A 21,093-nucleotide genomic window follows, 5' to 3' on the forward strand; every position below is an offset into this window, starting at 1 on the left:
GCTACGAGTACCTGTTGTAGTGGCTTTACTGGCTCCGCTGACTCTGCTTAGCCTTGGGCGGCGGGAACGTTCTCGTCACCGCGCTGGGCAGTGCTTGCAGTAGTGTCATCCTCGTTTCCGACGCGGCGCAAGCCATGCGCCCACAGCACGGCGGTGAAGGCCGTGACCACTGAGGACATGCCCACGTGGAAGGGAACAGTCCAGCGAGGGATGTGGAGATAGAACTGGGTGACACCGATAGCCCACTGGATAACGATGCAAGCAATGAGCACCCAGCCGGCCTTCTTGGCCACCTTGGGAGCGCCGGTGCGGTGCAGGAGGAAGACCACGATGAGCGTCAGCGCCAAGTAGACGTACATGCAGACCGCGTGAATGATGGCCATGCCATAGGTGTCCACGCCGAGGCGGCCCTCCATGCCCACACCGGCATCACCGGAGTGAGTACCCGAGCCAGTCACAAAGGTGCCGGTCAGCAGAACGATGGACAGGGCTACAGTGGCCACCACCGCGAGGGTGCGCACTGCGGCGGGGAAGAGGCGAGTGGGAGTGCCGTCATCGGGCTCGTTAATACGGGAGAACAGCATGGCCGCAATCCACACTAGGACCATAGATGGGAGGAAGTGAATTGCCACACTCCACCAAGAAAGCTTCAGCACGACCGACAGAGCGCCGATGAGTGCCTGCACGAAAACACCTGCGAGCCCCGCCCAGGCATAGACCTTGAGCTCCTTGCGACGCTGCGCCTTGTGGACCACCACAATGCTGGCGATGGCCGCGGCAGCCACAACAAAAGTCAGCAGGCGGTTGCCGAACTCAATGGCCTGGTGGAGCATGGGAGCCGCGCCCTGGATGGGAACCAAGGAACCAGGGTGGCAGTTAGGCCAGGTGACGCAACCAAGACCGGAGCCGGTGACGCGCACGATGGAACCCGATACCGTAATGCCGCCCTGGCAGAGCAGGAGGATGAGCGCGACGATGCGCTGCGTCTTCACCGAGGGACCGGTGGACGGCGCAGCGGGCGCGGTGGAATGTTGAGGAGAGGAAATATTGGCGGTACTCACGGCTACTCAGCCTACCGCCCGGCCCCATCCGGGAACCAATATCGACGGGTGGGTCACACCGCGCAAGGGAGAAGAATCACTTTTAGCCCTCGAAGCGGAACCAACGCACCGCGGCAAACGACGCCACCGCTGACCACCCGACGAGTACAAGGAGCTCAATGCCCGGGAAAGACCCGTTCAGGGCGGTATCGAGACCGGCGGCCATGGCCACCGTGGGCACTAGGGTGAACACCCCGTTATCACCGAGCCCCTGGGAAAACATGACCCAGCCGACGGTGCCGAGGAGGATGAACCAAATGAGGTTGGCCACCGCCAAGACCACCTCCGAACTCAGTGTGCCGCCGAGCAGTAGGCCTAAGGCCGTAAACGTAGCCACACCCAAGGCGAGCGTGAGCACACCGATGGCCGCACCCCCAGCGGTGATCCGCAGCCCCAGGAAGGCGGCAATCGTCCCCAGCACAAGGACCTGCAGCACCACCATCGACAGCACGGCGAGAATCTTTCCCACCACGATGGCCCAGGCAGGAACGCCTGAAGCGCCTGTGCGCTTCAGCGCACCATAGCGACGGTCGAAGGCCAAGGAGATGGCCTGACCCGTGAAACCGGAGGAGGTCGCCGCAACGGCCAGCACCATGGGGAAGATTTCCTCCACGCCGTGGCCAGTGCTGTCTTGCAGTGTCGCGGCGCCGATCAGGATGGCCACAGGGATGATGATGCTCAGCAGCTGCTGCTCACCGTGGCGCAGCATGAGCTTGGATTCGATAGCCCCTTGGGCACGTGCCATAGCCGCTACGCCCACGCGCTGCGGGTGCGGGCTAAAAGTGCCGGGTGCGAAGGTGCTCATGGAGCTTCTCCTTGTTCAAACAACTTGATAAAAGAATCGTGCTAAATGGCCGAGGGCGGTTCTAGCTGCGCATGTCGCGGCCCGTGAGATCGAGGAAGACTTCCTCGAGATTCCGGTGTGAGGTGTGCAGGTTGCGGAGGATGACGTTTTGCGCGGCCAAGCATGAAGCCAGCGCTGCGATGCCGGCGGGGCTGGCCTCCGAGGTGAGACGGTAGTGCAGGGGGCGGAGAGCTTCCGCCGCGATGCCGGCGTCCCGCAGTGCTTCGAGGTCCACCGGTGTTGCGGTATCGAAATTCACCTGCGGAACATCGGCCGAGTCCGTCAGCGATGCTGCGGTGCCGCTCGCCACGAGTTGTCCGTGGTCAATGATGACGACGCGGTCGCTGAGCGCTTCCGCTTCATCCATGAGGTGCGTGGTGAGGATGACGGTTACGCCATCGGCCCGGAGGGCGCGGATGAGGTCCCACACGGCAAGGCGCGACTGGGCATCCATGCCCGCGGTGGGTTCATCGAGAAAGACCAACTCTGGGCGCCCGATGATCGCTAGGGCTAGGGAGAGACGTTGTTGTTGCCCGCCGGACAGGCGGCGGTAGCTGCTCTTCGCCACCCCGCGCAGTCCGAGCGTGTCCAGCAGCCACTCCGGGTCCAAGGGATTCTCGTTATAGGAGGCGCTAAGCTCAAGCATCTCCTTGACTTTGATTCCGGAATAGGAGCCGCCGCCCTGCAGCATGATGCCGATGCGGGAGCGCACGGCATCGGGATTGCGCGCGGGGTTAAGCCCCAGCACCTCGATGCGGCCCGACGTGGGCTTCTTGAAACCCTCACACATCTCGATGGTGGTGGTCTTACCTGCACCGTTAGGGCCCAGCAAGCACAGGATCTCGCCGTAATTGGCGCGGAAACTCAGCCCGTTCACTGCGTTGACGTCGCCATAGGTCTTCATGACGTTATCTAAGACAAGAGCTGATGTAGTCACGAATCGCTAGTTTAGGACACGCACGCCCGCCCTGCGCAAAGCAACCCACCCCACGCCGGCGAGGACGAGGAATGTCACCAAGGCGGCGAGGTAAATGACGAAGACTGTCCCTGGGGGAAGGCCGAGGCCGCGGGGAAGCACGATGAAACTCATGAACCCGGAGTAGATGATCACAGCCATGCGGAAGAAGCGTCGGTTGGCCCAAGCCGCCAGCGGCAGCACCGCCCACAGGATGTACCAGGGTTGGACGACGGGGAAGAACACCACGAGCACGAAGGTCGATACCCCCAGGCCGCCCACGGGGTGGATGGCGCCGCGGTAGGTGGCAAAGAGCATGCGGATCATAAAGCCCGCGGCAATGATGACGCCCACAGTCCGGGTCACGGTGAGGATGGCCTCGGTGTGATCACCCAATCCCAACAGCATCCCAAGGAAGCCGGCGCCGACGCCTACGGAGGTCGTCGCAGACAGCCACGACCGGATGGTGGCCGCGCCGCCCTGGCCAAAGACCCAACCAATGTCGATCCCCGTGAGTACCGTCACTGCGGCGATGGAGGTGGCAAGCAGGAGAAGCTGCGCGGCCCCGGCGCCCAGCACTGCCCGCACGCCGGACACGCCGTGCTTGTCGACGAGCCTGCGTGCCGCCGCCATGCCAACGAACCCGAGGCCGATAAAGCCAGTCACCTTGACCATTCCGGCACACGAGATCAGGACGCCAGATGCGATAAACAGCGACCATGCTCGCCAGCGGGCCTCGTGGGAATCGTTAACCGCCCGCAACCCCAGCTCCACACCGACGAGAGCTAGCCCCAGCATGAAGGATTCATTGTGGATGCCTCCGACGAGGTGGAGGATGGTCAAAGGGTTAAGGATGCCCAGCCACAGCGCTGCCTCCGGGGATACTCGGCAGCGCGTAGCAAGCCGCGCGATGGCCCAACCGGCGGCGATGATACCGACGAGGGACAGTACCCGGTGCAGGACAACACCCCAGATAATGGAGTCGTTGGTCAGCCAACTGACCACCGCCGCTACACCTAGCGCCACAGGGCCATAAGGGGAAGGTGAGTTCGCCCAGATGAACGGGACGGAGCGGGCCAGGTCGTTATCGGCGCCTAGTAGCTCCACCGGCCCCGCCGAATAGGGATCGAGGCCTTGGAGCACGATGGAGCCGTTAGCGAGGTAGGAGTAAATGTCCTGCGTGAACAGGGGAGCGGTCACCAAAAGCGGGAGAACCCACCCTAGCCAGGTGCGCCACATCTGGCTCTGCGTGACCACCCGGGGCGAGTGGCTAAAGCGCCGAACCTTGGCCGGCTTCTGTAGGCGCAGGGGCGCGCCCACCAGCGGTGCCATGCAAATCCACGCCGTGACCATGAAACCGACCCCGATGAACACGATGGCGGAGGCTGACTGCAGCATCCGCGTCATGAGCGAGCCAAAAGGCAGAGACTCATAGGGGTTGCCCACCACCGGAAGCGCACCGGCGCCCAATCCGCCGAGCGCAATGAGTAGCGCACCAATGGTGCCGAGCCACCGGAGGCTAAAGAGCGTGCGCAGCTGGGCGATGGTGTGGCGGTGGACGTCGCCAAGCGCGGCGCCCTCTGCACCGTCGGAAGAATCTGGAAAATCTTGGTGCAAGAGCGCGGAACGGGATCCGGGCAGGCCCATGCGGGGGAGTTCATCGCGCACGCCCCAAAAGACGCGGTGCAATCGCCCCGATCGGGTGTAATCGCGCTCCATATTCATGAGTGTCTACCTTAGTCGCTCGGTGCTGAGAGAGGACGAGCTGCCCGCGACACGAATGAAAGAGTGGAAATCGGGAATGAATTAAGGAACACTAGTGTTGTCTAAAGAGAGAGTGTTTCATTCAAGGAGGTGTACACCGTGACGAAGGAGCTACCTAGGGAGACTCGCTCGACTGAGGGCGACACCCGCCGACACGTCATGTTGTTGCTCCTAAAAGACGGCCCGGTAACGGCGTCGTATCTGGGTGAACGTCTCGGTCTCTCTGCAGCCGGCATCCGTCGGCACTTAGACATTTTGGTGGAGGAAGGACTCACCGAGGTGGTGCATCGCCGCCCATCAGCCCGCCCTGGGCAGTCGGTGGGCCGTGGTCGCCCCGCCAAGCATTTCCGCCTCACGGATCAGGGCCGCGCCCAATTTGGGCACGCCTACGATCAGCTGGCGGCGGAAGCGCTCACCGCACTGCGTGAAGCGGGCGGGCCGGAGGCGGTTCGTCGCTTCGCCAAGGCTCGCTTCGAGCGCCTCGTGGAGGACGTGAAGCCCCTGGTAGAAGATCAGGAATCCGTTCCGGAGGTGGCGCGTCAGCTGGCCGAAGTGCTCGACGCGCATGGCTACGCGGCCACGGTGACGTCGGTGGGCAACGGAGTACAGATTTGCCAGCACCATTGCCCGGTCGCCCACGTGGCGGCCGAGCATCCGGAGTTGTGTGAAGCTGAACAGGAAGTCTTCTCCGCGCTATTAGGCAAACATGTGCAGCCCTTGGCCTCCATTGCGGATGGTCATGGAATCTGCACCACGAATATCCCCTTAACCCCAGTCCCGCCTTCCGCGGCGGAGCCGGGGAAGAACTAATCGAACTAGAAAGGAGCGGGCTTTGACACAGGCACAACCGGCACCAGGCCTTGAAACCAAGATGAGCGATGACGAGATCATCTCCTCTATCGGCGGCTATGAGTACGGCTGGCACGATTCCGACGAAGCCGGCCAGGCAGCACACCGCGGTTTGAGTGAGGACGTCGTCCGCGATATTTCTCGGAAGAAGAACGAGCCGGAGTGGATGCTCGAGTCCCGTCTGAAGGCTCTGCGCGTCTTCAACAAGAAGCCAGTTCCGACCTGGGGCCCAGATCTGTCCGGAATCGACTTCGACAACATTAAGTACTTTGTCCGCTCCACCGAGAAGCAGGCCCAAACCTGGGATGACCTGCCGGACGACATTAAGGAGACCTACGACAAGCTGGGTATCCCGGATGCTGAGAAGAAGCGTCTGGTCTCCGGTGTTGCCGCGCAGTACGAGTCCGAGGTGGTTTACCACAAGATCCGCGAGGACCTGCAGGCCCAGGGCGTTATCTTCGTTGATACCGACACCGCGGTGCGCGAGTACCCGGAGATCCTCCAGGAATACTTCGGCACCGTGATTCCGGCCGGCGACAACAAGTTCTCCGCGCTGAATAACGCCTGCTGGTCCGGTGGTTCCTTCGTGTACGTTCCGAAGGGCGTCCACGTGGATATTCCGCTGCAGGCCTACTTCCGCATTAACACCGAGAACATGGGCCAGTTCGAGCGCACCCTCATCATCGTGGAGGAGGGCGCCTACGTTCACTACATCGAGGGGTGCACCGCGCCGATCTACAACTCGGATTCGCTGCACACCGGTGTCATCGAGATCATCGTGAAGAAGGGCGGCCGCTGCCGCTACACCACCATTCAGAACTGGTCCACCAACGTCTACAACCTGGTGACCCAGCGCGCCAAGGTCGAAGAGGGCGGCACCATGGAATGGGTCGATGGCAACATCGGCTCCAAGGTCACTATGAAGTACCCGTCCTGCTGGCTTACCGGCGAGCACGCCAAGGGTGAGGTACTCTCCCTGGCCTTTGCTGGCGATAACCAGGTCCAGGACACCGGCTCCAAGATGATCCACATGGCGCCGAACACCTCCTCCAACATCGTCTCGAAGTCCGTGGCCCGCAACGGCGGCCGCGCGGCCTACCGCGGCTTGGTGCAGGTCAACGCTAACGCTACGAACTCCGCTGCCAACGTCGAGTGTGATGCCTTGCTTGTGGACAATGACTCGAGGTCGGACACGTATCCGTACAACGACATCCGCAATGATCACGTCACCCTCGGCCACGAGGCAACGGTCTCCCAGGTCTCTGAGGAGCAGCTGTTCTACCTCATGTCCCGCGGTATCGCTGAGGAAGAGGCCATGGCGATGATTGTGCGCGGCTTCGTCGAGCCGATTGCTAAGGAGCTCCCGATGGAATACGCGCTGGAGCTGAACCGTCTTATCGAGCTGCAGATGGAAGGATCGGTGGGCTAAGTGGTAGCTTCCAACGAATTTAATCCGGCTGACGTCACTAAGGGAGACCAGTTCACCTCCTTCGATGTCGAGGACTTCCCGGTCCCGCACGGCCGCGACGAGGTCTGGCGTTTCATCTCCTTGCGTAACCTTCGCGGGCTGCACAATGGTGAGTTCGCGCCGGCAACCGCCCAGAAGATTGACGTGGTGGCCCCGGAGGGCGTAACGGCCGAGACCGTGGCGCCTGACGACGACCGCCTCGGCACCGCCGGTGCACCTGCTGACCGCGTTGCAGCTCAGGCCTGGTGCTCCATGCCGGAGGCGCAGATCGTCAGCGTTGACGCCGATGCACGACTGGATAAGCCGGTGGAGATCACCATCACCGGCGCTGGTGAGGGCGTGACCTCCTTTGGTGCGACCTCCATCCACGTGGGCAATCACGCGGAGGTCACCATCGTTCTTAAGTACGTCGGTTCCGGTACCCACGCAGACAACGTGGAGTTCGTGCTGGGCGACGGCTCCCAGGTCACCGTCGTCGTCGACGCCGACTGGGAAGACGATGCAGTGCACCTGTCCCATCAGATTGCGAAGGTGGGCCGCGACGCCGTACTGCGCCACAACACCGCCATCTTTGGCGGCGAGATTGTGCGCCTTGTTCCGCGCGTAGTTTTCGATGGCCCCGGTGGCGATGCCGAGCTGCTCGGCGTCTACTTTGCTGATGCCGGCCAGTACTTCGAGAACCGCCTGCTGGTGGACCACGACGTGCCGAACTGCCGCTCTCGCGTCTTCTACAAGGGCGCTCTGCAGGGTGCTACTGCTGCGCAGAAGGCCGAGGCCGGCTCCGCCTCCCGCACCCCGGAGGCCCGCACCTGCTGGGTCGGTGACGTGCTCATCCGCAAGAATGCGAACAACACGGACACCTATGAGACGAACAACAACTTGATCCTCACCGAGGGTGCGCGCGCTGACGCCATCCCGAACCTGGAGATCCAGACCGGTGAGATCGTCGGTGCTGGCCACGCCGCAACGGTGGGCCGCTTCGATGACCTTGAGCTGTTCTACCTCATGTCCCGCGGTATTCCTGCCGCCGAGGCACGCCGCCTCATCATCCGCGGCTTCTTCTCCGAAGTCATCTCCCGCATCCCGGTCGAGTCCCTGCGCGAGGATCTGGAATCCCGCGTCGTCGACGAGCTCGCCAAGATCAACGCTTAAAACTTCCCGAAAGCAGGTACCAACTCAATGTCTACTCTGGAAATCAAGAATCTCCACGCGCAGGTGCTCCCACACGAGGAGGACGGTGAGCCCACGCCGATCCTCAAGGGTGTCAACCTCACCATCAATTCCGGTGAGACCCACGCCGTCATGGGCCCCAACGGCTCCGGCAAGTCCACCCTGTCCTACGTTATCGCCGGTCACCCCAAGTATGAGGTGACCGAGGGCGAGGTGCTTCTCGACGGCGAGAACATCCTCGAGATGGAAGTCGACGAGCGCGCCCGCGCTGGTCTTTTCCTGGCCATGCAGTACCCGACTGAGGTGCCGGGCGTGAAGATGTCGCAGTTCATGCGCTCCGCCGTGACCGCTATCCGTGGCGAGGCTCCGAAGCTGCGCGAGTGGAACAAGGAGCTCACCGAGGCCCGCGAGAAGCTGGCCATCGATAAGTCCTTTGCACACCGCTCCGTGAACGAGGGCTTCTCCGGTGGTGAGAAGAAGCGCCACGAGGTCATGCAGCTCGACATCCTCAAACCGAAGTTCGCCGTCATGGACGAGACCGACTCCGGCCTGGACGTCGACGCCCTGCGCGTCGTCTCCGATGGCATCAACAGCTATCAGGAGGAGACCAACGGCGGCATCCTCCTCATCACGCACTACAAGCGCATCCTCAACTACGTTGTCCCGGACTTCGTTCACGTCTTCGCCGACGGACAGATCATCAAGACCGGCGGCGCCGAGCTGGCTGACCAGCTTGAGGCAGACGGCTACGAGCAGTTCCTCAAGTAGGCTGTACCGCCGACCCCGGTAACACCACGACAGACCACACCACGACACGCTAGAGAAAAAGAACCGAGCACAAGGACCTATGCCTGAACTAGACGTTAATGCGATTCGGGAACAATTCCCTATCCTCTCGCGCACGGTGCGCGACGGTAAACCTTTGGTGTACCTGGATTCGGGAGCGACCTCGCAACGTCCCCTGCCGGTATGGAAGGCCGAGGAGGAGTTCGTGCTCGGCACCAACGCTCCGGTGCACCGCGGTTCCTACCAGCTGGCGGAGGAGGCCGATGACGCGTACGAGTCCGCTCGCCAGGCCATCGCCGCCTTCGTTGGTGCCGACCGCGATGAGATTGCCTTCACCAAGAACGCCACTGAAGCGCTCAATGAGGTTGCCTACGTGCTCAGTGATGAGCGCGCCGGCGAGCTTTATGTCGGTGAGGGCGATACCGTCGTGGTCACCGAACTGGAGCACCACGCGAACTTGGTGCCGTGGCAAGAGCTGTGCCAGCGCACCGGCGCGACGCTGAAGTGGTACTCCATGACCGAGGACGGCCGCATTGATCTCGATTCGCTTGAGCTCGATGACTCCGTGAAGGTCGTGGCTTTTACCCACCAGTCCAACGTGACCGGGGCCGTGGCTCCCGTCGCAGAGTTGGTACGTCGTGCCCGTGCCGTAGGTGCCATGGTGGTTCTCGACGCCTGCCAGTCGGTGCCGCACATGCCGGTGGATTTCCACGAACTTGATGTGGATTTTGCCGCGTTCTCTGGGCACAAGATGTGCGGGCCGACCGGCGTGGGCGTGCTCTACGGTAAGCAAGAGCTGCTGGCGCAGCTGCCGCCTTTCCTCACCGGCGGTTCCATGATCGAAGTAGTCAAGATGGAAGGCTCGACGTTTGCCGCGCCACCCACCCGCTTCGAGGCCGGAACCCAAATGACCAGCCAGGTTGTGGGCCTTGGTGCAGCAGTGAAGTTCTTGAGCGAGGTGGGCATGGAGGCCATCCACGCCCACGAGCAGAAACTCACTGCACTGGCCTTGCAGAAGCTTGCCGAGATCCCCGGCGTGCGTATCATCGGGCCTGAAAACACCGAGGATCGCGGAGGAACGGTCTCCTTCATCGTGGATGGGATCCATCCGCATGACCTAGGCCAGGTTCTTGACTCTCATGGCGTATCCATCCGCACCGGCCACCACTGTGCGTGGCCGCTGCACCGCGCGTGCCAGGCTAATTCGACCGCACGCGCTAGCTTTTACCTGTACAACACTGAGGACGAGGTCGACGCCCTCATAGAGGCGGTGCGGGCTGCCCGCACCTTCTTTGGAGTGAGCGAATGAACCTAGATTCCATGTACCAGGACGTCATCCTGGACCACTACAAGAACCCGAAATTCTCTGGCCTGCGCGAAGGCCAGGCAGAAGTTCACCACGTCAACCCTTCCTGCGGTGATGAACTCACCCTCCGCGTGAAGCTTTCCCCCGACGGCACAACCGTCGAGGACGTGTCCTACGACGCCGAGGGATGCTCCATTTCGCAGGCCTCGACCTCTGTTATGGCGGAGGAAATCGTCGGCATCCCCCTCGAGGAGGCAAACGCCAAGCTGGCCGAATTCGAGAGGATGGTGACCTCCCGCGGCGAAGTGGAAGGTGACGACGAGATCATCGGGGACGGCATCGCCTTCGCCGGCGTAGCCAAGTTCCCCGCCCGTGTTAAGTGCGCTCTCCTCGGGTGGAAGGCTTTCCAAGCCGCCACCGTGGAAGCGTTGAACGAATTGGAGAAGTAGATGGCTGATAACACTGAAACCACCGGTGGCAGCACCGATCCTTACCAGGACCAGAATGCCTCCTTCGATGGCGCTGCTGTCAAGCCTGAACAGACCGAAGAGCAGATTGCGAAGACCTTCGATATCACCGAGTACCTTCGTGATGTCATCGACCCAGAGCTTGGAATCAACATCGTTGATCTGGGCTTGGTCTATGACGTCTGGCTCGACGATATTGACGGCAAGAACACCTGCGTCATTAACATGACGCTGACCTCCCCGGCCTGTCCTCTCACCGATGTCATCGGCGAACAGATCGAGGATGTCATCGTAGGCAACAAGCTCGCCGAGGCAGTCCAGCTCAACTGGGTCTGGATGCCGCCGTGGGGCCCGAACATGATTACCGAGGAGGGCCGCGAGATGCTCCAGGCCCTCGGCTTCGCCGTCTAGTTTCGGCTGCAAGTCCCCATTACCGTCAGCCCGAGGCGCCTAAGGTCTTCACAACATGACCTTGCGCACTCGGGCTGGCGGTTTCTTTTTCCATAATGCGCGGTATTTTAAGTAGCTTTAAGAGCTTGAGTACTCACTGCTATGACGAAGCGGGTGAGGACGCCGGATCCAAAGCCGAGGAGATGATGTCCACCGCTTCATCCTTGGATGCGGCGGATTGTAGGCGAGTACGGAAATCATCCTTCATGATTGCCCGCGCCAGCTTGGAAAGCAGCTTGAGGTGCTGCTTGCCGGCGTCCTCAGGCACTGCAATGAGGAAGACCAACGTCGTTGGTTCCTCGCCCTCTGCCCACGTAATCCCCTCGGGAAGACGAGCAAAGGCCAAAGTCGGCACTGTCACTCCCGCGGAACGAGCATGTGGGATAGCCACACCATGCCCCACACCGGTCGAATGCTTCGCTTCCCGCTCTAGGGCCGTAGTGATAACTGCGGAAGGATCAGAAAGCCGAGGGGAGACAAGCTGGACTAGCGAATCGATCGTTTCCTTGCGATTCGTGCCAAGGTCTTGGTCAAGGCTCACCGTGTCGGCAGAAAGCAAAGGTTCTTCCTGGACCGGTGCTTCTGACACATCCTCCTTAGCTATGCCCGCTTCACCCCGTTCACCAGAGCTCTCATTCTTACTCTGGGCCTTTCTATTTTGGGTAAGTCCGATCAACAGAAGCATGACGGAAGCACAGACAACGACACCAATAAGCAGTGCGATGAAGAAGCCCACGACGTTGTCGACAGCCCCGAGCACAGCAACGATGGGGCCACCATGCATGACATGGTCCTTGACCCCGAATGCACCTGCCAGGGCGCCTGCTACCGCACCACCGATGACGTTGGCTGGGATGACCTGCAGCGGGCGTGCCGCCGCAAGAGGGATAGCGCCTTCAGTGATGCCAAAGAACCCCATGAAGAGCGCGGCGATACCGGCGTCCTTCTCCGCCTTATTGAACCAAGCACGGCGTACGAGGGTCGCAACACCCACCGCCAGGGGCGGTACAGCGATGGCGGTAGCCGCCATGCCCATCGGAGCCGCATTGCCGGCTGCAATCATGCCCCCGCCGAACAGGAAGGCAGTTTTATTAAAGGGACCGCCCATGTCGAAAGCGATCATCGCGCCAATGACGAGACCGAGGACAATGACAGAGGAGCCTTCCATCCCGGCGAGGTACTCGGTCATGGCTTCAAAGGCGCCGGCTACTGGCGCACCGACAAAGTAGATAAAGATTAGCCCCACGATGAGTGTGGTGAAGATCGGAATAACGATGATCGGCCAAATCGGGGCGATGTACTTATTAACGGGAATCTTTTTGATTCCCAGGGCTACGTAGCCTGACAGGATGCCTGTGACGATGCCGCCTAGGAAGCCCGCTCCAGCTTCAGAGCCGTAAAGCGAGCCGGTCGTAGCGATAAGACCAGTGATGAGTCCCGGCGCTAAACCGGGGCGGTCCGCAATGCCGACCGCGATATAACCGGAAAGGATCGGCACCATGAGAGAAAAGGCTAGGCCGCCAAGCTCATTCAGGGTGTTCCAGAAGGAGTCTTCGGGGATAGCCAGGCCCTCGGGCGTGGGTGTTCCTCCGATTGAGAGTGCTACCGCGATGAGGAGACCACCGGTGACCACGAACGGAATCATGTGGGAGACACCATTCATTAGCGCCTTGTAGAGGGTCTCACTCACGGCACGGAACCCAGTGGCGCTGCCGGAGGTCTCTACGCCTTGATTCCCTTGTACCGCTTCGCTCGAAGTCTCCTCTTGCCACTTCGCCGCTGACAGTGCGCGAGTGAGGAGTTCCTTTGGATGCTTAATAGCTTCATCGACACCAGTGGCTGCTAGGCGCTTTCCGCGAAAGCGGTCCTTTGCAATGACGGTGTCGGCACCGATCACGATGGCATCGGCTTCCTCGATGTCCTGAGAGCTAAAAGTGCCTTCGACGCCAATTGAACCATGTGTCTCAATCTTGATGCGGTAACCCAGTTCAGCGGCAGCAGCCTCCAGGTTCTCAGCGGCCATGTAGGTGTGGGCGATTCCGGTCGGACATGCGGTAATCGCGAGGATTAATGGAGATCTCGATGTGTCTGATGTGCTCATGACGCCAATCTAGTCACATCGAACTTCATGCATAAGTGAAACGCGCCGAACAGGAACCAGGTTTTCCAAGGTGCTCTTCACTCTGGATTCCCAGATACAAGCTGAAGCGTCCTTGCCGCCGGTTCGGGATTAACTACCCTGGTTGCTAGACTGTTTCGACGTGATTGTGACCAATGATTTCGAGGTGCGCGTGGGCGCACGCACGCTTCTCGACGCCCCCGGCCAGCACCTTCGCGTGCAGCCGGGGGATCGCATCGGCCTGGTCGGGCGCAACGGCGCGGGCAAGACGACCACCATGCGCATCCTGGCGGGGGAGACCGAGCCCTATGGTGGCTCGGTGACGCGATCAGGTCCCATTGGTTACCTGCCGCAGGATTCCCGCGAGGGCAATATTGAGCAGACTGCGCGTGAGCGCGTACTCTCTGCGCGCGGTTTGGATGAGATCAAGCGCCGCATGGCCAAGCAACAAGAGCTGATGGAAACCGCCACGGACGATAAATTCCGCGACAAGGCCATTCGTAAGTTCTCCCGCCTGGAGGAGGAGTACCACACCTTAGGTGGCTATGAGGCGGACTCCGAATGCGCGCAGATCTGCGATAACTTGGGGCTGCCGCAGCGTGTGCTCGACCAGCAGCTTAAGACGCTGTCCGGCGGTCAGCGCCGCCGCGTGGAGCTGGCGCAAATTCTCTTCGCAGCTTCGGCTGGGTCAGGCAAGTCCCAGACAACGCTGCTTCTCGACGAGCCCACCAACCACCTCGACGCGGACTCGATTACGTGGCTGCGCGGCTTTCTGTCCAAGCATGAGGGTGGCCTCGTGATGATTTCGCACGACGTCGATCTGCTGGAGGCCGTGTGCAACAAGGTTTGGTTCCTCGATGCCGTTCGCGCCGAAGCAGACGTCTACAACATGGGCTTTAAGAAGTACCTTGATGCCCGCGCCACCGATGAGGCTCGTCGCCGCCGCGAGCGCGCCAACGCGGAAAAGAAAGCCGCAGCCCTGCACAAGCAAGCCGCCAAGTTGGGAGCGAAGGCCACGAAGGCCGCCGCCGCCAAGCAGATGCTGCACCGTGCAGAGCGCATGATGAACGAGCTTGATGACGTCCGCGTGGCCGATAAGGTTGCCCACATCAAGTTCCCCGAACCTGCTCCCTGCGGCAAGACTCCGATGAACGCCAAGGGCCTGACAAAGATGTATGGCTCGCTGGAGGTTTTTGCCGGTGTCGATTTGGCCATCGACAAGGGTTCCCGCGTGGTTGTGCTGGGCTATAACGGTGCGGGCAAGACGACTCTGCTCAAGCTTCTGGCGGGCGTGGAGCGCACCGATGGCGAAGGCGGCATCGTCTCCGGGCACGGCCTGCGCATCGGTTACTTTGCTCAGGAGCACGACAACATCGACCCAGACAAAACCGTGTGGGAAAACACCATCGAGGCCTGCCCGGATGCCGGCCAGCAGGACTTGCGTGGACTGCTGGGCGCCTTCATGTTCTCCGGTGACAAGTTGGAACAGCCTGCCGGAACGCTCTCCGGTGGTGAGAAAACCCGACTGTCGCTGGCAACGCTGGTGTCCTCACGCGCCAACGTGCTGCTTCTCGACGAGCCCACGAACAACCTAGACCCCCAGTCCCGCGAGCAGGTGCTCGATGCCCTAGGCACCTACACAGGTGCCGTGGTCTTGGTTACTCACGACCCAGGTGCGGTCAAGGCACTCAAGCCGGAGCGCGTCATCATCATGCCCGATGGCGATGAGGATTTGTGGAACGACGAGTACATGGAGATCGTGGAATTGGCCTAATAGAATTTCGGGCATGACTGCCCAGCCTGTTCTCCTTGATTGCGACCCCGGTATCGACGATGCCCTAGCGTTGATCTACCTCGCCGCGCTTCACCGCGCCGGAGAGATCGAACTGGTCGGTGTTACTACCACCGCTGGAAACGTCGGGATTGAACAGACCACCCGCAATGCTGCCTACATCCTGCAACTGTGTGGCCTGGATGAGGTGCCCGTCGCGGCGGGGCTTCCGGAGCCCAGCCAGGTGGAGCTGGTAACCACTCCGGAAACTCACGGCCCAAGCGGTCTTGGGTACCTGAGCGTGCCGGAGGGGCACGCTAGTGCTGAGCCTGCCGAGTGGACCAGCATTTGGACCGAAGCTGCGGACCGCAACGCGCAGCTCATCGTGACCGGACCATTGACCAATGCCGCGCACTTTGCTGCGGAGCACGCTGCCGACTACGCCTGCTTCTCCGGTGTCACCATCATGGGTGGTGCTGTGAACTATCCCGGCAACACCACGCCAACGGCGGAGTGGAACTTCTGGGTCGACCCGCATGCTGCGCGCGACTTCTTTGAATCCACCTCAAGGCCCACCACGCTGTGCCCACTCAACGTCACTGAGACGATGCTCCTCGGCCCGACGCAGCTGGAACGGCTGCGTGAAGCGCTCGCGCAGCACCCAGTGGCGGACGTTCTACCGGAGATCATGCGCTTCTACTTCGCGTTCCACGAGGCGCACGGCTCGGGTTATCAGGCTCAGATACATGATCTGCTCACCTGCATGGTGGCGTTGCAGAAGGTCCCGTTCTTTTCCACCGCGACCACCGTACGGGTAGTCAGTGAACCGGAATGGTTGCGCGGAACGAGCGTGGCGGACCTGCGCGGTCACTGGGATCGGGCCGCTAATGCCGCGCTGGTTACCGCCGTCGATGTTGGCACCGCCCATCGAGAATTTCTGCGCGCAGCATCTCTTCTTGGTCTTCCAGTAAACCTATAGTGCGCTAGAATCGGGGCCACAACCACACACCGCTCAAGACTCTTCTCTTGGGTCCTTCCGCTTCCCACGCACAGGGTCTAGAAGTGGTCAGACCCCGGCGTGCTGCCGCAGGAGAGGAAGAAGTCATGAACACCGCCAATAACCTCGATTCCGTTATTGAACCGTTGCTCACCGGATTAGTGAGCAAACGACCTGAGGTCCGCGTGGACTGGGCCTATACCGAATTGAAAGAGGGCATTGAGTCTGGTCAGTGGGATGACCATCTTGATCAAATTCGTGAACGCCTCAGCGGCTACCTGCGTACAGACAAGGTGTGGACGAAGGCTTTGTCCGCTCGGTTGCTCAACGTGCTGGCGGAGGCAGGCCACTTCCGCTATGAGGACTACCTCACCTTCCGCGCGTGGTATGTCACGGAGGATGACACACGCGGCATTGTTAAAGACATCGGCCCTATTATGGCCGTTGGTTGCGGCGCTGACTATGTAGAAACCTGTGTTCGCAAGGGGAGGATCCCTGCCGTCGAAGGCGCAGCGATCATCTCGTGCCGCCTTCGCGCCCCCGGAGGAGTGTGGCATGACGATGAGGGCTTGCGGCTTGCGCGTGCTGCCTGCACCACAATTGGCAAAAGCACCTCGACTCACATCCTCGAAATCTGGATCGAAAGGCTAAGCAATACCGTGCTTACCGAAGGCGTACGCAACAACAACCGCGCCGTCGTGGAAAACTTCGCCCGCTTTCTCAAGGCCACAGCCCACATGGTCCGCAGTGCACCGGAGAAGTGGGGAATTGATGCCGAACGCGCGGAGCTGGCCTTGCCAATGATTGCGGAGCTTGAGGAGCAACTACGCAACGCTGGCGACTACCGAGAAGCAGCACCATAAAAGCGCACCTTCGTAACCTCCATCGAGCGAACACGCTGCCATGGGTAGCGGTCTGGTGATGCTTGGACCGGCTCACTGAGGTCGAGGAGAGTATCGGTCCCGGCTGGGCCGCCTACTATGAGCTCGTCGTTGCTTAGGATAACCGCTGATTCGAAGGTGCGGTCCGCCTGTGTGGTGCGGACAAAAGCCATCGGTACCTCAACGAAGATTGTTTTCCCGCGCCGCAAAACCGTGAGGTCTTCGGTGACATAACTGGGGCGAATGCGTTCAGCGGCAATCAGGCCCCACACAAAGATGATGGCCCACAGCGACAACAGCAATGCCACAATTCGCAGAACGCCCGCAGGTAAAAGAAGGTGAACAACTACCATTTCAACCAGCAATATCGCGGTGATGAAGCCAAGCATGTGGAGCCTTCCAGGAGGGTGGGGAAGTGCCACGGCGCCAACTGGAAGTAGCGTTTGTCCTCGCATCCAGCGCCACAGATCCCGGTAGAGGCCCAATTCATACTTGGCAAGGCGAAATCCAGGATGCCTTTCTACACATCGCCAGATGCTAGTCACGTGATCCTCCAGCCAAAGCCTCGAGTGCTACACCTTGCGCACCAGTCGTCGGCGCATCAGTCACGGTGAGCAAAGCGTTCCCAGGCTGCAGCGTTGGGTAGATTCCTCGCATCAACCCGTGTTCGCTCACGTTGCGCAGCTTCTCGACGATAAGCGCAACCCGACAATCACGCGGGGACAGCGAGCCAAGCTCTCGCCACAAGGTTTCCACTCTGCGGAGAACTGCACGGCAATCGTCGTCAGCGAGGTTCTTACGCAGCTGTTCCCAGGTCGCTGATGTAGCGACGCCGGTAAGCGCCATGAGATCCCAGGAGTCCAATTCCAGCTGCAGCATTGCTGGGTCTTCGATAACTTCGCTCAAGGACTCTCGAATATCGTTGGGGGTTCCATGAGGTGCTGCGGCCAAAGCACGCAGCTTCTCACGTTGTCGCTGCAGACGCGCGATTCTTTCGTCCACAATGGCGAACGAGCGCTCGATAGCATCGGGAGAGGAGACATCAGCGACGGCAACGCCGGCGTCGATCAGCGCTCGCGCACGAACAACTGCGGCGAGATCGGAGATCGAGTAATCGCGATAGTTTCCGCTGGTGCGGGCTGGTTCGGGAACCGCACCCGTCTCGTGCAAATGACGCACGGATCGCACTGAGCAACCAGCGACCGCGGCAACGTCGGAAATCTTCATAGGACCAAACTAAACCCTCACATTGTGTGAGGGTCAAGCGGTCAGTGGAGTGAACTAGTTGAAGGGGGCGTCATTCTTCATTGATCAACAACATTGAGAATCATTACCCCCGCGTGGGGGAGCATGTCTGCGCCCCGCTAAACGAACCTTCACTAGTGTTTGTGTTATCTGCGTCACGCATGAGTGGCCAAACTCAAAGAAGGGAAAGCCAATGAAAGTAGCTAAGTCTATTACGTCTCTTGTAGCGGCTATCGCGTTGACAACGCTCGCCGCGTGTTCACAATCTGACAGTGACGTCAGCGAGAAATCAGCAGTTGATACCACCCAAGCTGCAGCTGGAGGTGAGCAAACTTCCGAAGACACCAACGTAGATTCCGCCGCAACCTCAGAGTCTGCCGATAGCACTGACTCCGACGCAGAGTCCACTGCAGGATCAGACGATCAGGCCGGCTCAACAGGCGGCAGCTATGAAGCCACGGTCGATGGAAAGGCGATCGAGGTTGAAAACGAAACTATCCTATGCCAAGAGGCAGCTGGTTCGATGAACCTGACCGTAGCACCCGAAGGGGCTGGTACAGCCAGCATTACCGCCGTGCTTAGTACTGATGAAAACCTAACGGTCAAGGCTCTCGGAATGGTAGATGGGGAGGGTAACACGCTGGCATACGCCGAGAGCAGCCCGATGGGTTCCGCCACGGCATCGAAGGAAGGCGACACCTACACGATGTCGGGTGAAGGACTTTTGTCTAATGGGAGTAATCCAACCACCGGGGAAACGAAGCCATTCGAAGTGAAGATTACCTGCAGCTAATCGGGGGAGTTGAGGCGAATGGCCAACAAGTGCTGACCCTGTGGTGTACAGAGGTCAGCACTTGTTTGTTCACGTGATTATTGGGAAGGCGATGCAGACTTTCGTGCGCTGACTAGTTGCGGAAACCGTGCACCGGTGCCGGAATGAAGCCACCACGGTTGATGAAGGTGGAGTTGCCTACCTGGTTAACCGGGATGACCGGAGCGTAGCCTAGAAGGCCGCCGAAGTTGACCTCGTCGCCAGCCTTGGTGCCAGGAGCAGGGATAACGCGCACGGCGGTTGTTTTATGGTTCATCACGCCAATGGCGGCCTCATCCGCGATCATGCCGGCGATAGTCTCAGCAGAGGTATCACCCGGGATGGCGATCATATCCAAGCCCACCGAGCAGATCGAGGTCATGGCTTCTAGCTTGTCGATGGAGATGGCACCGGTGCGCACTGCATCGATCATGCCCTTGTCCTCGGAAACCGGGATGAAGGAACCCGACAGACCACCCACGCGGGAGCAGGCCATCATGCCGCCCTTCTTGACGGCGTCGTTAAGCAGCGCGAGCGCTGCCGTGGTGCCGTGCGTGCCCACCTGGTCGAGGCCCATGTGCTCCAGGATGTGCGCGACGGAGTCACCCAGCTCTGCGGTGGGAGCAAGGGAGAGGTCAATGATGCCGAACGGGACACCGAGGCGCTCCGAAGCCATTTCACCCACGAGCTGGCCGGCGCGGGTGACCTTGAAGGCTGCCTTCTTGACCTCTTCTGCAACCTCGTTGAGGGTGGCGCCCTCAAGGGAGCCAAGCGCGCGATCGACCACGCCTGGGCCCGATACACCGACGGACACGACGCAGTCCGGCTCCTCAATGCCGTGGAAGGCACCGGCCATGAAGGGGTTATCGCCCACGGAGTTGGAGAAGATCACGAGCTTGGCGCAGCCGATGGCGCTGCGATCCTTGGTGAGCTCGGCAGCTTCCTTGATGATGCGTCCCATCTGTGCCGCGGCATTCATGTTGATGCCGGCGCGGGAGGAAGCGATGTTCACCGAGGAGCAGACCAGGTTCGTCTCTGCCAGGGCTTCCGGAATGGAACGGATAAGCGCCTTTTCGGCGGTCGTTGCGCCCTTTTCGACGAGCGCGGAGTAGCCGCCGACGAAGTCGACGCCGGTCGCGGCTGCCGCACGGTCCAGAGCGCGGGCGACGTCCACGGGGTTTCCCTCGACGCCGGCCACGATGAGCGCAATAGGGGTGACAGAGATGCGCTTGTTGACAATCGGGATGCCGAGCTCGGCCTCGATTCCCTCGCACACCTCAACCAGGTGTGCGGCGCGGGATGTCACGAGGTCGTACACGGCCTCGGCGGTGGCTTCCATAGTGGAGCGGGTGCAGCCGAGCAGCGAAATGCCCATAGTGACGGTGCGGATATCGAGACGGTACTTCTCGATCATCTCGATGGTGTCGAGAATGCTGGCGGTATTGAAGCGGTTAAGCATGACTGGTTATCGTCCCTAAATCTCGTTCATTGCGGTGAACAGCGCTTCCGACTGCACGCGAATGGATTGCTTGATGGACTCACCGACGGTGTTCATCCGCTCCTGGAGCTGCTGGATGCTGACCTCGTTCTCATCGAATTCGACGCGCAAGATCATGGTGAAGTACTCAGACATGAGCGTCTGGGAGACGTCAACGATATTGACGTTAAGTTCTGCGAGGGCGGTGGACACGGCGGAGATAATGCCGGTGTTATCGACACCGGTAACAGTCATGATGGCGATCATGGTTTGATTGTAGCCTGTGGGTTTTTCCATCTGCCCTGGGGTCATGCAGAGAAGATGGCGGGCGCGTACGGTGGCGCACATGACTGATGCGACAACAACTGTGAGGTTACCCTCGTTTAGTGGACACCCTATTTGTACGGATCTTGTGTCCGTAAGAGAGGATGTTCATTGTGAGTCAACAGCGCAAGAAGTACACGCCGGAGTACCGGCGTGAAGCCGCAAACCTGGTAATCGAGTCGCAGCGCCCGATTGCCCATGTGGCTAAGGAAATCGGTGTTTCCGCCGGGCTTTTAGGCCGCTGGGTCAAACTCGAACGTGAACGCCGAGGAGCCTCAGATGGGATGAGTGAGGCTGATCTTCGTGCTG

The 21,093-nt window shown here is 60.5% G+C and carries 21 protein-coding genes; 12 read left to right on the plus strand and 9 right to left on the minus strand.

Annotated features, from left to right (window positions below; genetic code table 11):
* Nucleotides 1–47: 47 nt before the first annotated feature.
* The 4 genes from HMPREF2806_RS05245 to mptB all read right to left on the minus strand — a co-directional run bounded on the left by HMPREF2806_RS05245 (nt 48) and on the right by mptB (nt 4,624).
* Nucleotides 48–1,061: a COX15/CtaA family protein gene (locus tag HMPREF2806_RS05245; protein ID WP_046649111.1), complete on the minus strand. Its 1,014-nt coding sequence runs from the start codon at nt 1,059–1,061 to the stop codon at nt 48–50.
* Nucleotides 1,062–1,143: 82 nt separating this feature from the next.
* On the minus strand, nt 1,144–1,905 hold the full coding sequence (locus HMPREF2806_RS05250) for an ABC transporter permease (protein WP_046649112.1): 762 nt from the start codon (nt 1,903–1,905) through the stop codon (nt 1,144–1,146).
* 61 nt (nt 1,906–1,966) lie between these two features.
* Nucleotides 1,967–2,881 carry an ABC transporter ATP-binding protein gene (locus HMPREF2806_RS05255; RefSeq protein WP_046649113.1) on the minus strand — a complete coding sequence of 305 codons (915 nt, stop codon included), beginning with the start codon at nt 2,879–2,881 and terminating at the stop codon, nt 1,967–1,969.
* Nucleotides 2,882–2,887: 6 nt separating this feature from the next.
* Nucleotides 2,888–4,624: a polyprenol phosphomannose-dependent alpha 1,6 mannosyltransferase MptB gene (gene mptB / locus HMPREF2806_RS05260; protein WP_049157439.1), complete on the minus strand. Its 1,737-nt coding sequence runs from the start codon at nt 4,622–4,624 to the stop codon at nt 2,888–2,890.
* A gap of 198 nt (nt 4,625–4,822) precedes the next feature.
* Between mptB and HMPREF2806_RS05265 the strand changes: the two genes are divergently transcribed.
* The 7 genes from HMPREF2806_RS05265 to HMPREF2806_RS05295 all read left to right on the plus strand — a co-directional run bounded on the left by HMPREF2806_RS05265 (nt 4,823) and on the right by HMPREF2806_RS05295 (nt 11,120).
* Nucleotides 4,823–5,473, plus strand: coding sequence for a helix-turn-helix transcriptional regulator (locus HMPREF2806_RS05265; RefSeq protein ID WP_158395618.1), 651 nt, complete (start codon nt 4,823–4,825; stop codon nt 5,471–5,473).
* Nucleotides 5,474–5,534: 61 nt separating this feature from the next.
* A complete protein-coding gene (gene sufB, locus HMPREF2806_RS05270) occupies nt 5,535–6,941 on the plus strand; it encodes a Fe-S cluster assembly protein SufB (RefSeq protein ID WP_198531319.1) in 1,407 nt (468 codons plus the stop codon).
* A complete protein-coding gene (gene sufD / locus HMPREF2806_RS05275; RefSeq protein WP_049157436.1) occupies nt 6,942–8,132 on the plus strand; it encodes a Fe-S cluster assembly protein SufD in 1,191 nt (396 codons plus the stop codon).
* A gap of 27 nt (nt 8,133–8,159) precedes the next feature.
* Nucleotides 8,160–8,918: a Fe-S cluster assembly ATPase SufC gene (sufC, locus tag HMPREF2806_RS05280; RefSeq protein ID WP_046649116.1), complete on the plus strand. Its 759-nt coding sequence runs from the start codon at nt 8,160–8,162 to the stop codon at nt 8,916–8,918.
* 79 nt (nt 8,919–8,997) lie between these two features.
* Entirely contained in the window at nt 8,998–10,245 is a 1,248-nt protein-coding gene (locus HMPREF2806_RS05285) for a cysteine desulfurase (RefSeq protein ID WP_070516605.1), read from the plus strand.
* Entirely contained in the window at nt 10,242–10,691 is a 450-nt protein-coding gene (gene sufU, locus HMPREF2806_RS05290; protein ID WP_046649118.1) for a Fe-S cluster assembly sulfur transfer protein SufU, read from the plus strand. Before HMPREF2806_RS05285 ends, sufU begins: the two co-directional genes overlap by 4 nt.
* The gene (locus tag HMPREF2806_RS05295; protein ID WP_010186729.1) at nt 10,692–11,120 is read left to right on the plus strand and encodes a metal-sulfur cluster assembly factor; all 429 of its coding nucleotides are present in this window, start codon (nt 10,692–10,694) and stop codon (nt 11,118–11,120) included.
* 139 nt (nt 11,121–11,259) lie between these two features.
* Here the strand turns inward: HMPREF2806_RS05295 and HMPREF2806_RS05300 are convergent, their stop codons facing one another.
* Nucleotides 11,260–13,260 carry a fructose-specific PTS transporter subunit EIIC gene (locus HMPREF2806_RS05300; RefSeq protein ID WP_070516610.1) on the minus strand — a complete coding sequence of 667 codons (2,001 nt, stop codon included), beginning with the start codon at nt 13,258–13,260 and terminating at the stop codon, nt 11,260–11,262.
* Nucleotides 13,261–13,420: 160 nt separating this feature from the next.
* On the opposite strand from HMPREF2806_RS05300, the gene HMPREF2806_RS05305 reads away from it, so the two are divergent.
* From HMPREF2806_RS05305 to HMPREF2806_RS05315, 3 genes are all read left to right on the plus strand, one after another.
* Nucleotides 13,421–15,052, plus strand: coding sequence for an ABC-F family ATP-binding cassette domain-containing protein (locus HMPREF2806_RS05305; protein ID WP_070516612.1), 1,632 nt, complete (start codon nt 13,421–13,423; stop codon nt 15,050–15,052).
* Between the two features lie 13 nt (nt 15,053–15,065).
* Nucleotides 15,066–16,028 (plus strand): nucleoside hydrolase, encoded by a 963-nt coding sequence (locus tag HMPREF2806_RS05310; protein ID WP_070516614.1) that lies wholly within the window; start codon nt 15,066–15,068, stop codon nt 16,026–16,028.
* Between the two features lie 125 nt (nt 16,029–16,153).
* On the plus strand, nt 16,154–16,909 hold the full coding sequence (locus HMPREF2806_RS05315) for a hypothetical protein (RefSeq protein WP_070516616.1): 756 nt from the start codon (nt 16,154–16,156) through the stop codon (nt 16,907–16,909).
* Here the strand turns inward: HMPREF2806_RS05315 and HMPREF2806_RS05320 are convergent.
* Both HMPREF2806_RS05320 and HMPREF2806_RS05325 read right to left on the minus strand, forming a co-directional pair.
* A complete protein-coding gene (locus tag HMPREF2806_RS05320; RefSeq protein ID WP_232745289.1) occupies nt 16,888–17,316 on the minus strand; it encodes a hypothetical protein in 429 nt (142 codons plus the stop codon). The genes HMPREF2806_RS05315 and HMPREF2806_RS05320 overlap by 22 nt on opposite strands.
* Nucleotides 17,317–17,464: 148 nt before the next feature.
* The gene (locus HMPREF2806_RS05325) at nt 17,465–18,154 is read right to left on the minus strand and encodes a MerR family transcriptional regulator (RefSeq protein ID WP_049157427.1); all 690 of its coding nucleotides are present in this window, start codon (nt 18,152–18,154) and stop codon (nt 17,465–17,467) included.
* Between the two features lie 211 nt (nt 18,155–18,365).
* Here HMPREF2806_RS05325 and HMPREF2806_RS05330 point away from each other — a divergent pair, with 211 nt between their 5' ends.
* Nucleotides 18,366–18,965, plus strand: a complete 600-nt coding sequence (locus tag HMPREF2806_RS05330) for a lipoprotein LpqH (RefSeq protein WP_049157422.1) — start codon at nt 18,366–18,368, stop codon at nt 18,963–18,965.
* Nucleotides 18,966–19,077: 112 nt separating this feature from the next.
* On the opposite strand, the gene HMPREF2806_RS05335 is transcribed toward HMPREF2806_RS05330, so the two are convergent.
* Nucleotides 19,078–20,442 carry a PFL family protein gene (locus tag HMPREF2806_RS05335; protein ID WP_070516621.1) on the minus strand — a complete coding sequence of 455 codons (1,365 nt, stop codon included), beginning with the start codon at nt 20,440–20,442 and terminating at the stop codon, nt 19,078–19,080.
* A 15-nt stretch (nt 20,443–20,457) separates the two neighbouring features.
* Complete coding sequence (locus HMPREF2806_RS05340) at nt 20,458–20,727, minus strand: ACT domain-containing protein (RefSeq protein ID WP_010186707.1); 270 nt, start codon at nt 20,725–20,727, stop codon at nt 20,458–20,460.
* Between the two features lie 170 nt (nt 20,728–20,897).
* On the opposite strand from HMPREF2806_RS05340, the gene HMPREF2806_RS13025 reads away from it, so the two are divergent.
* Nucleotides 20,898–21,093: transposase (locus HMPREF2806_RS13025; RefSeq protein ID WP_198531316.1), on the plus strand; the 196-nt coding region annotated here is incomplete at its 3' end.

This window comes from Corynebacterium sp. HMSC076G08, from assembly GCF_001811515.1.
Taxonomy (GTDB): domain Bacteria; phylum Actinomycetota; class Actinomycetes; order Mycobacteriales; family Mycobacteriaceae; genus Corynebacterium; species Corynebacterium hiratae.

Excerpts from the sequence above, each read along its gene's own strand:
- HMPREF2806_RS05320 (WP_232745289.1), bottom strand. The coding sequence starts at position 17,316 with ATGCTTGGCTTCATCACCGCGATATTGCTGGTTGAAATGGTAGTTGTT.
- sufC (WP_046649116.1), top strand. The coding sequence starts at position 8,160 with ATGTCTACTCTGGAAATCAAGAATCTCCACGCGCAGGTGCTCCCACAC.
- HMPREF2806_RS05325 (WP_049157427.1), bottom strand. The coding sequence starts at position 18,154 with ATGAAGATTTCCGACGTTGCCGCGGTCGCTGGTTGCTCAGTGCGATCC.
- HMPREF2806_RS05315 (WP_070516616.1), top strand. The coding sequence starts at position 16,154 with ATGAACACCGCCAATAACCTCGATTCCGTTATTGAACCGTTGCTCACC.
- HMPREF2806_RS05340 (WP_010186707.1), bottom strand. The coding sequence starts at position 20,727 with ATGATCGCCATCATGACTGTTACCGGTGTCGATAACACCGGCATTATC.
- HMPREF2806_RS05310 (WP_070516614.1), top strand. The coding sequence starts at position 15,066 with ATGACTGCCCAGCCTGTTCTCCTTGATTGCGACCCCGGTATCGACGAT.
- HMPREF2806_RS05295 (WP_010186729.1), top strand. The coding sequence starts at position 10,692 with ATGGCTGATAACACTGAAACCACCGGTGGCAGCACCGATCCTTACCAG.
- HMPREF2806_RS05285 (WP_070516605.1), top strand. The coding sequence starts at position 8,998 with ATGCCTGAACTAGACGTTAATGCGATTCGGGAACAATTCCCTATCCTC.
- HMPREF2806_RS05300 (WP_070516610.1), bottom strand. The coding sequence starts at position 13,260 with ATGAGCACATCAGACACATCGAGATCTCCATTAATCCTCGCGATTACC.
- sufU (WP_046649118.1), top strand. The coding sequence starts at position 10,242 with ATGAACCTAGATTCCATGTACCAGGACGTCATCCTGGACCACTACAAG.
- mptB (WP_049157439.1), bottom strand. The coding sequence starts at position 4,624 with ATGAATATGGAGCGCGATTACACCCGATCGGGGCGATTGCACCGCGTC.
- HMPREF2806_RS05330 (WP_049157422.1), top strand. The coding sequence starts at position 18,366 with ATGAAAGTAGCTAAGTCTATTACGTCTCTTGTAGCGGCTATCGCGTTG.
- HMPREF2806_RS05265 (WP_158395618.1), top strand. The coding sequence starts at position 4,823 with ATGTTGTTGCTCCTAAAAGACGGCCCGGTAACGGCGTCGTATCTGGGT.
- sufB (WP_198531319.1), top strand. The coding sequence starts at position 5,535 with ATGAGCGATGACGAGATCATCTCCTCTATCGGCGGCTATGAGTACGGC.
- HMPREF2806_RS05335 (WP_070516621.1), bottom strand. The coding sequence starts at position 20,442 with ATGCTTAACCGCTTCAATACCGCCAGCATTCTCGACACCATCGAGATG.
- HMPREF2806_RS05250 (WP_046649112.1), bottom strand. The coding sequence starts at position 1,905 with ATGAGCACCTTCGCACCCGGCACTTTTAGCCCGCACCCGCAGCGCGTG.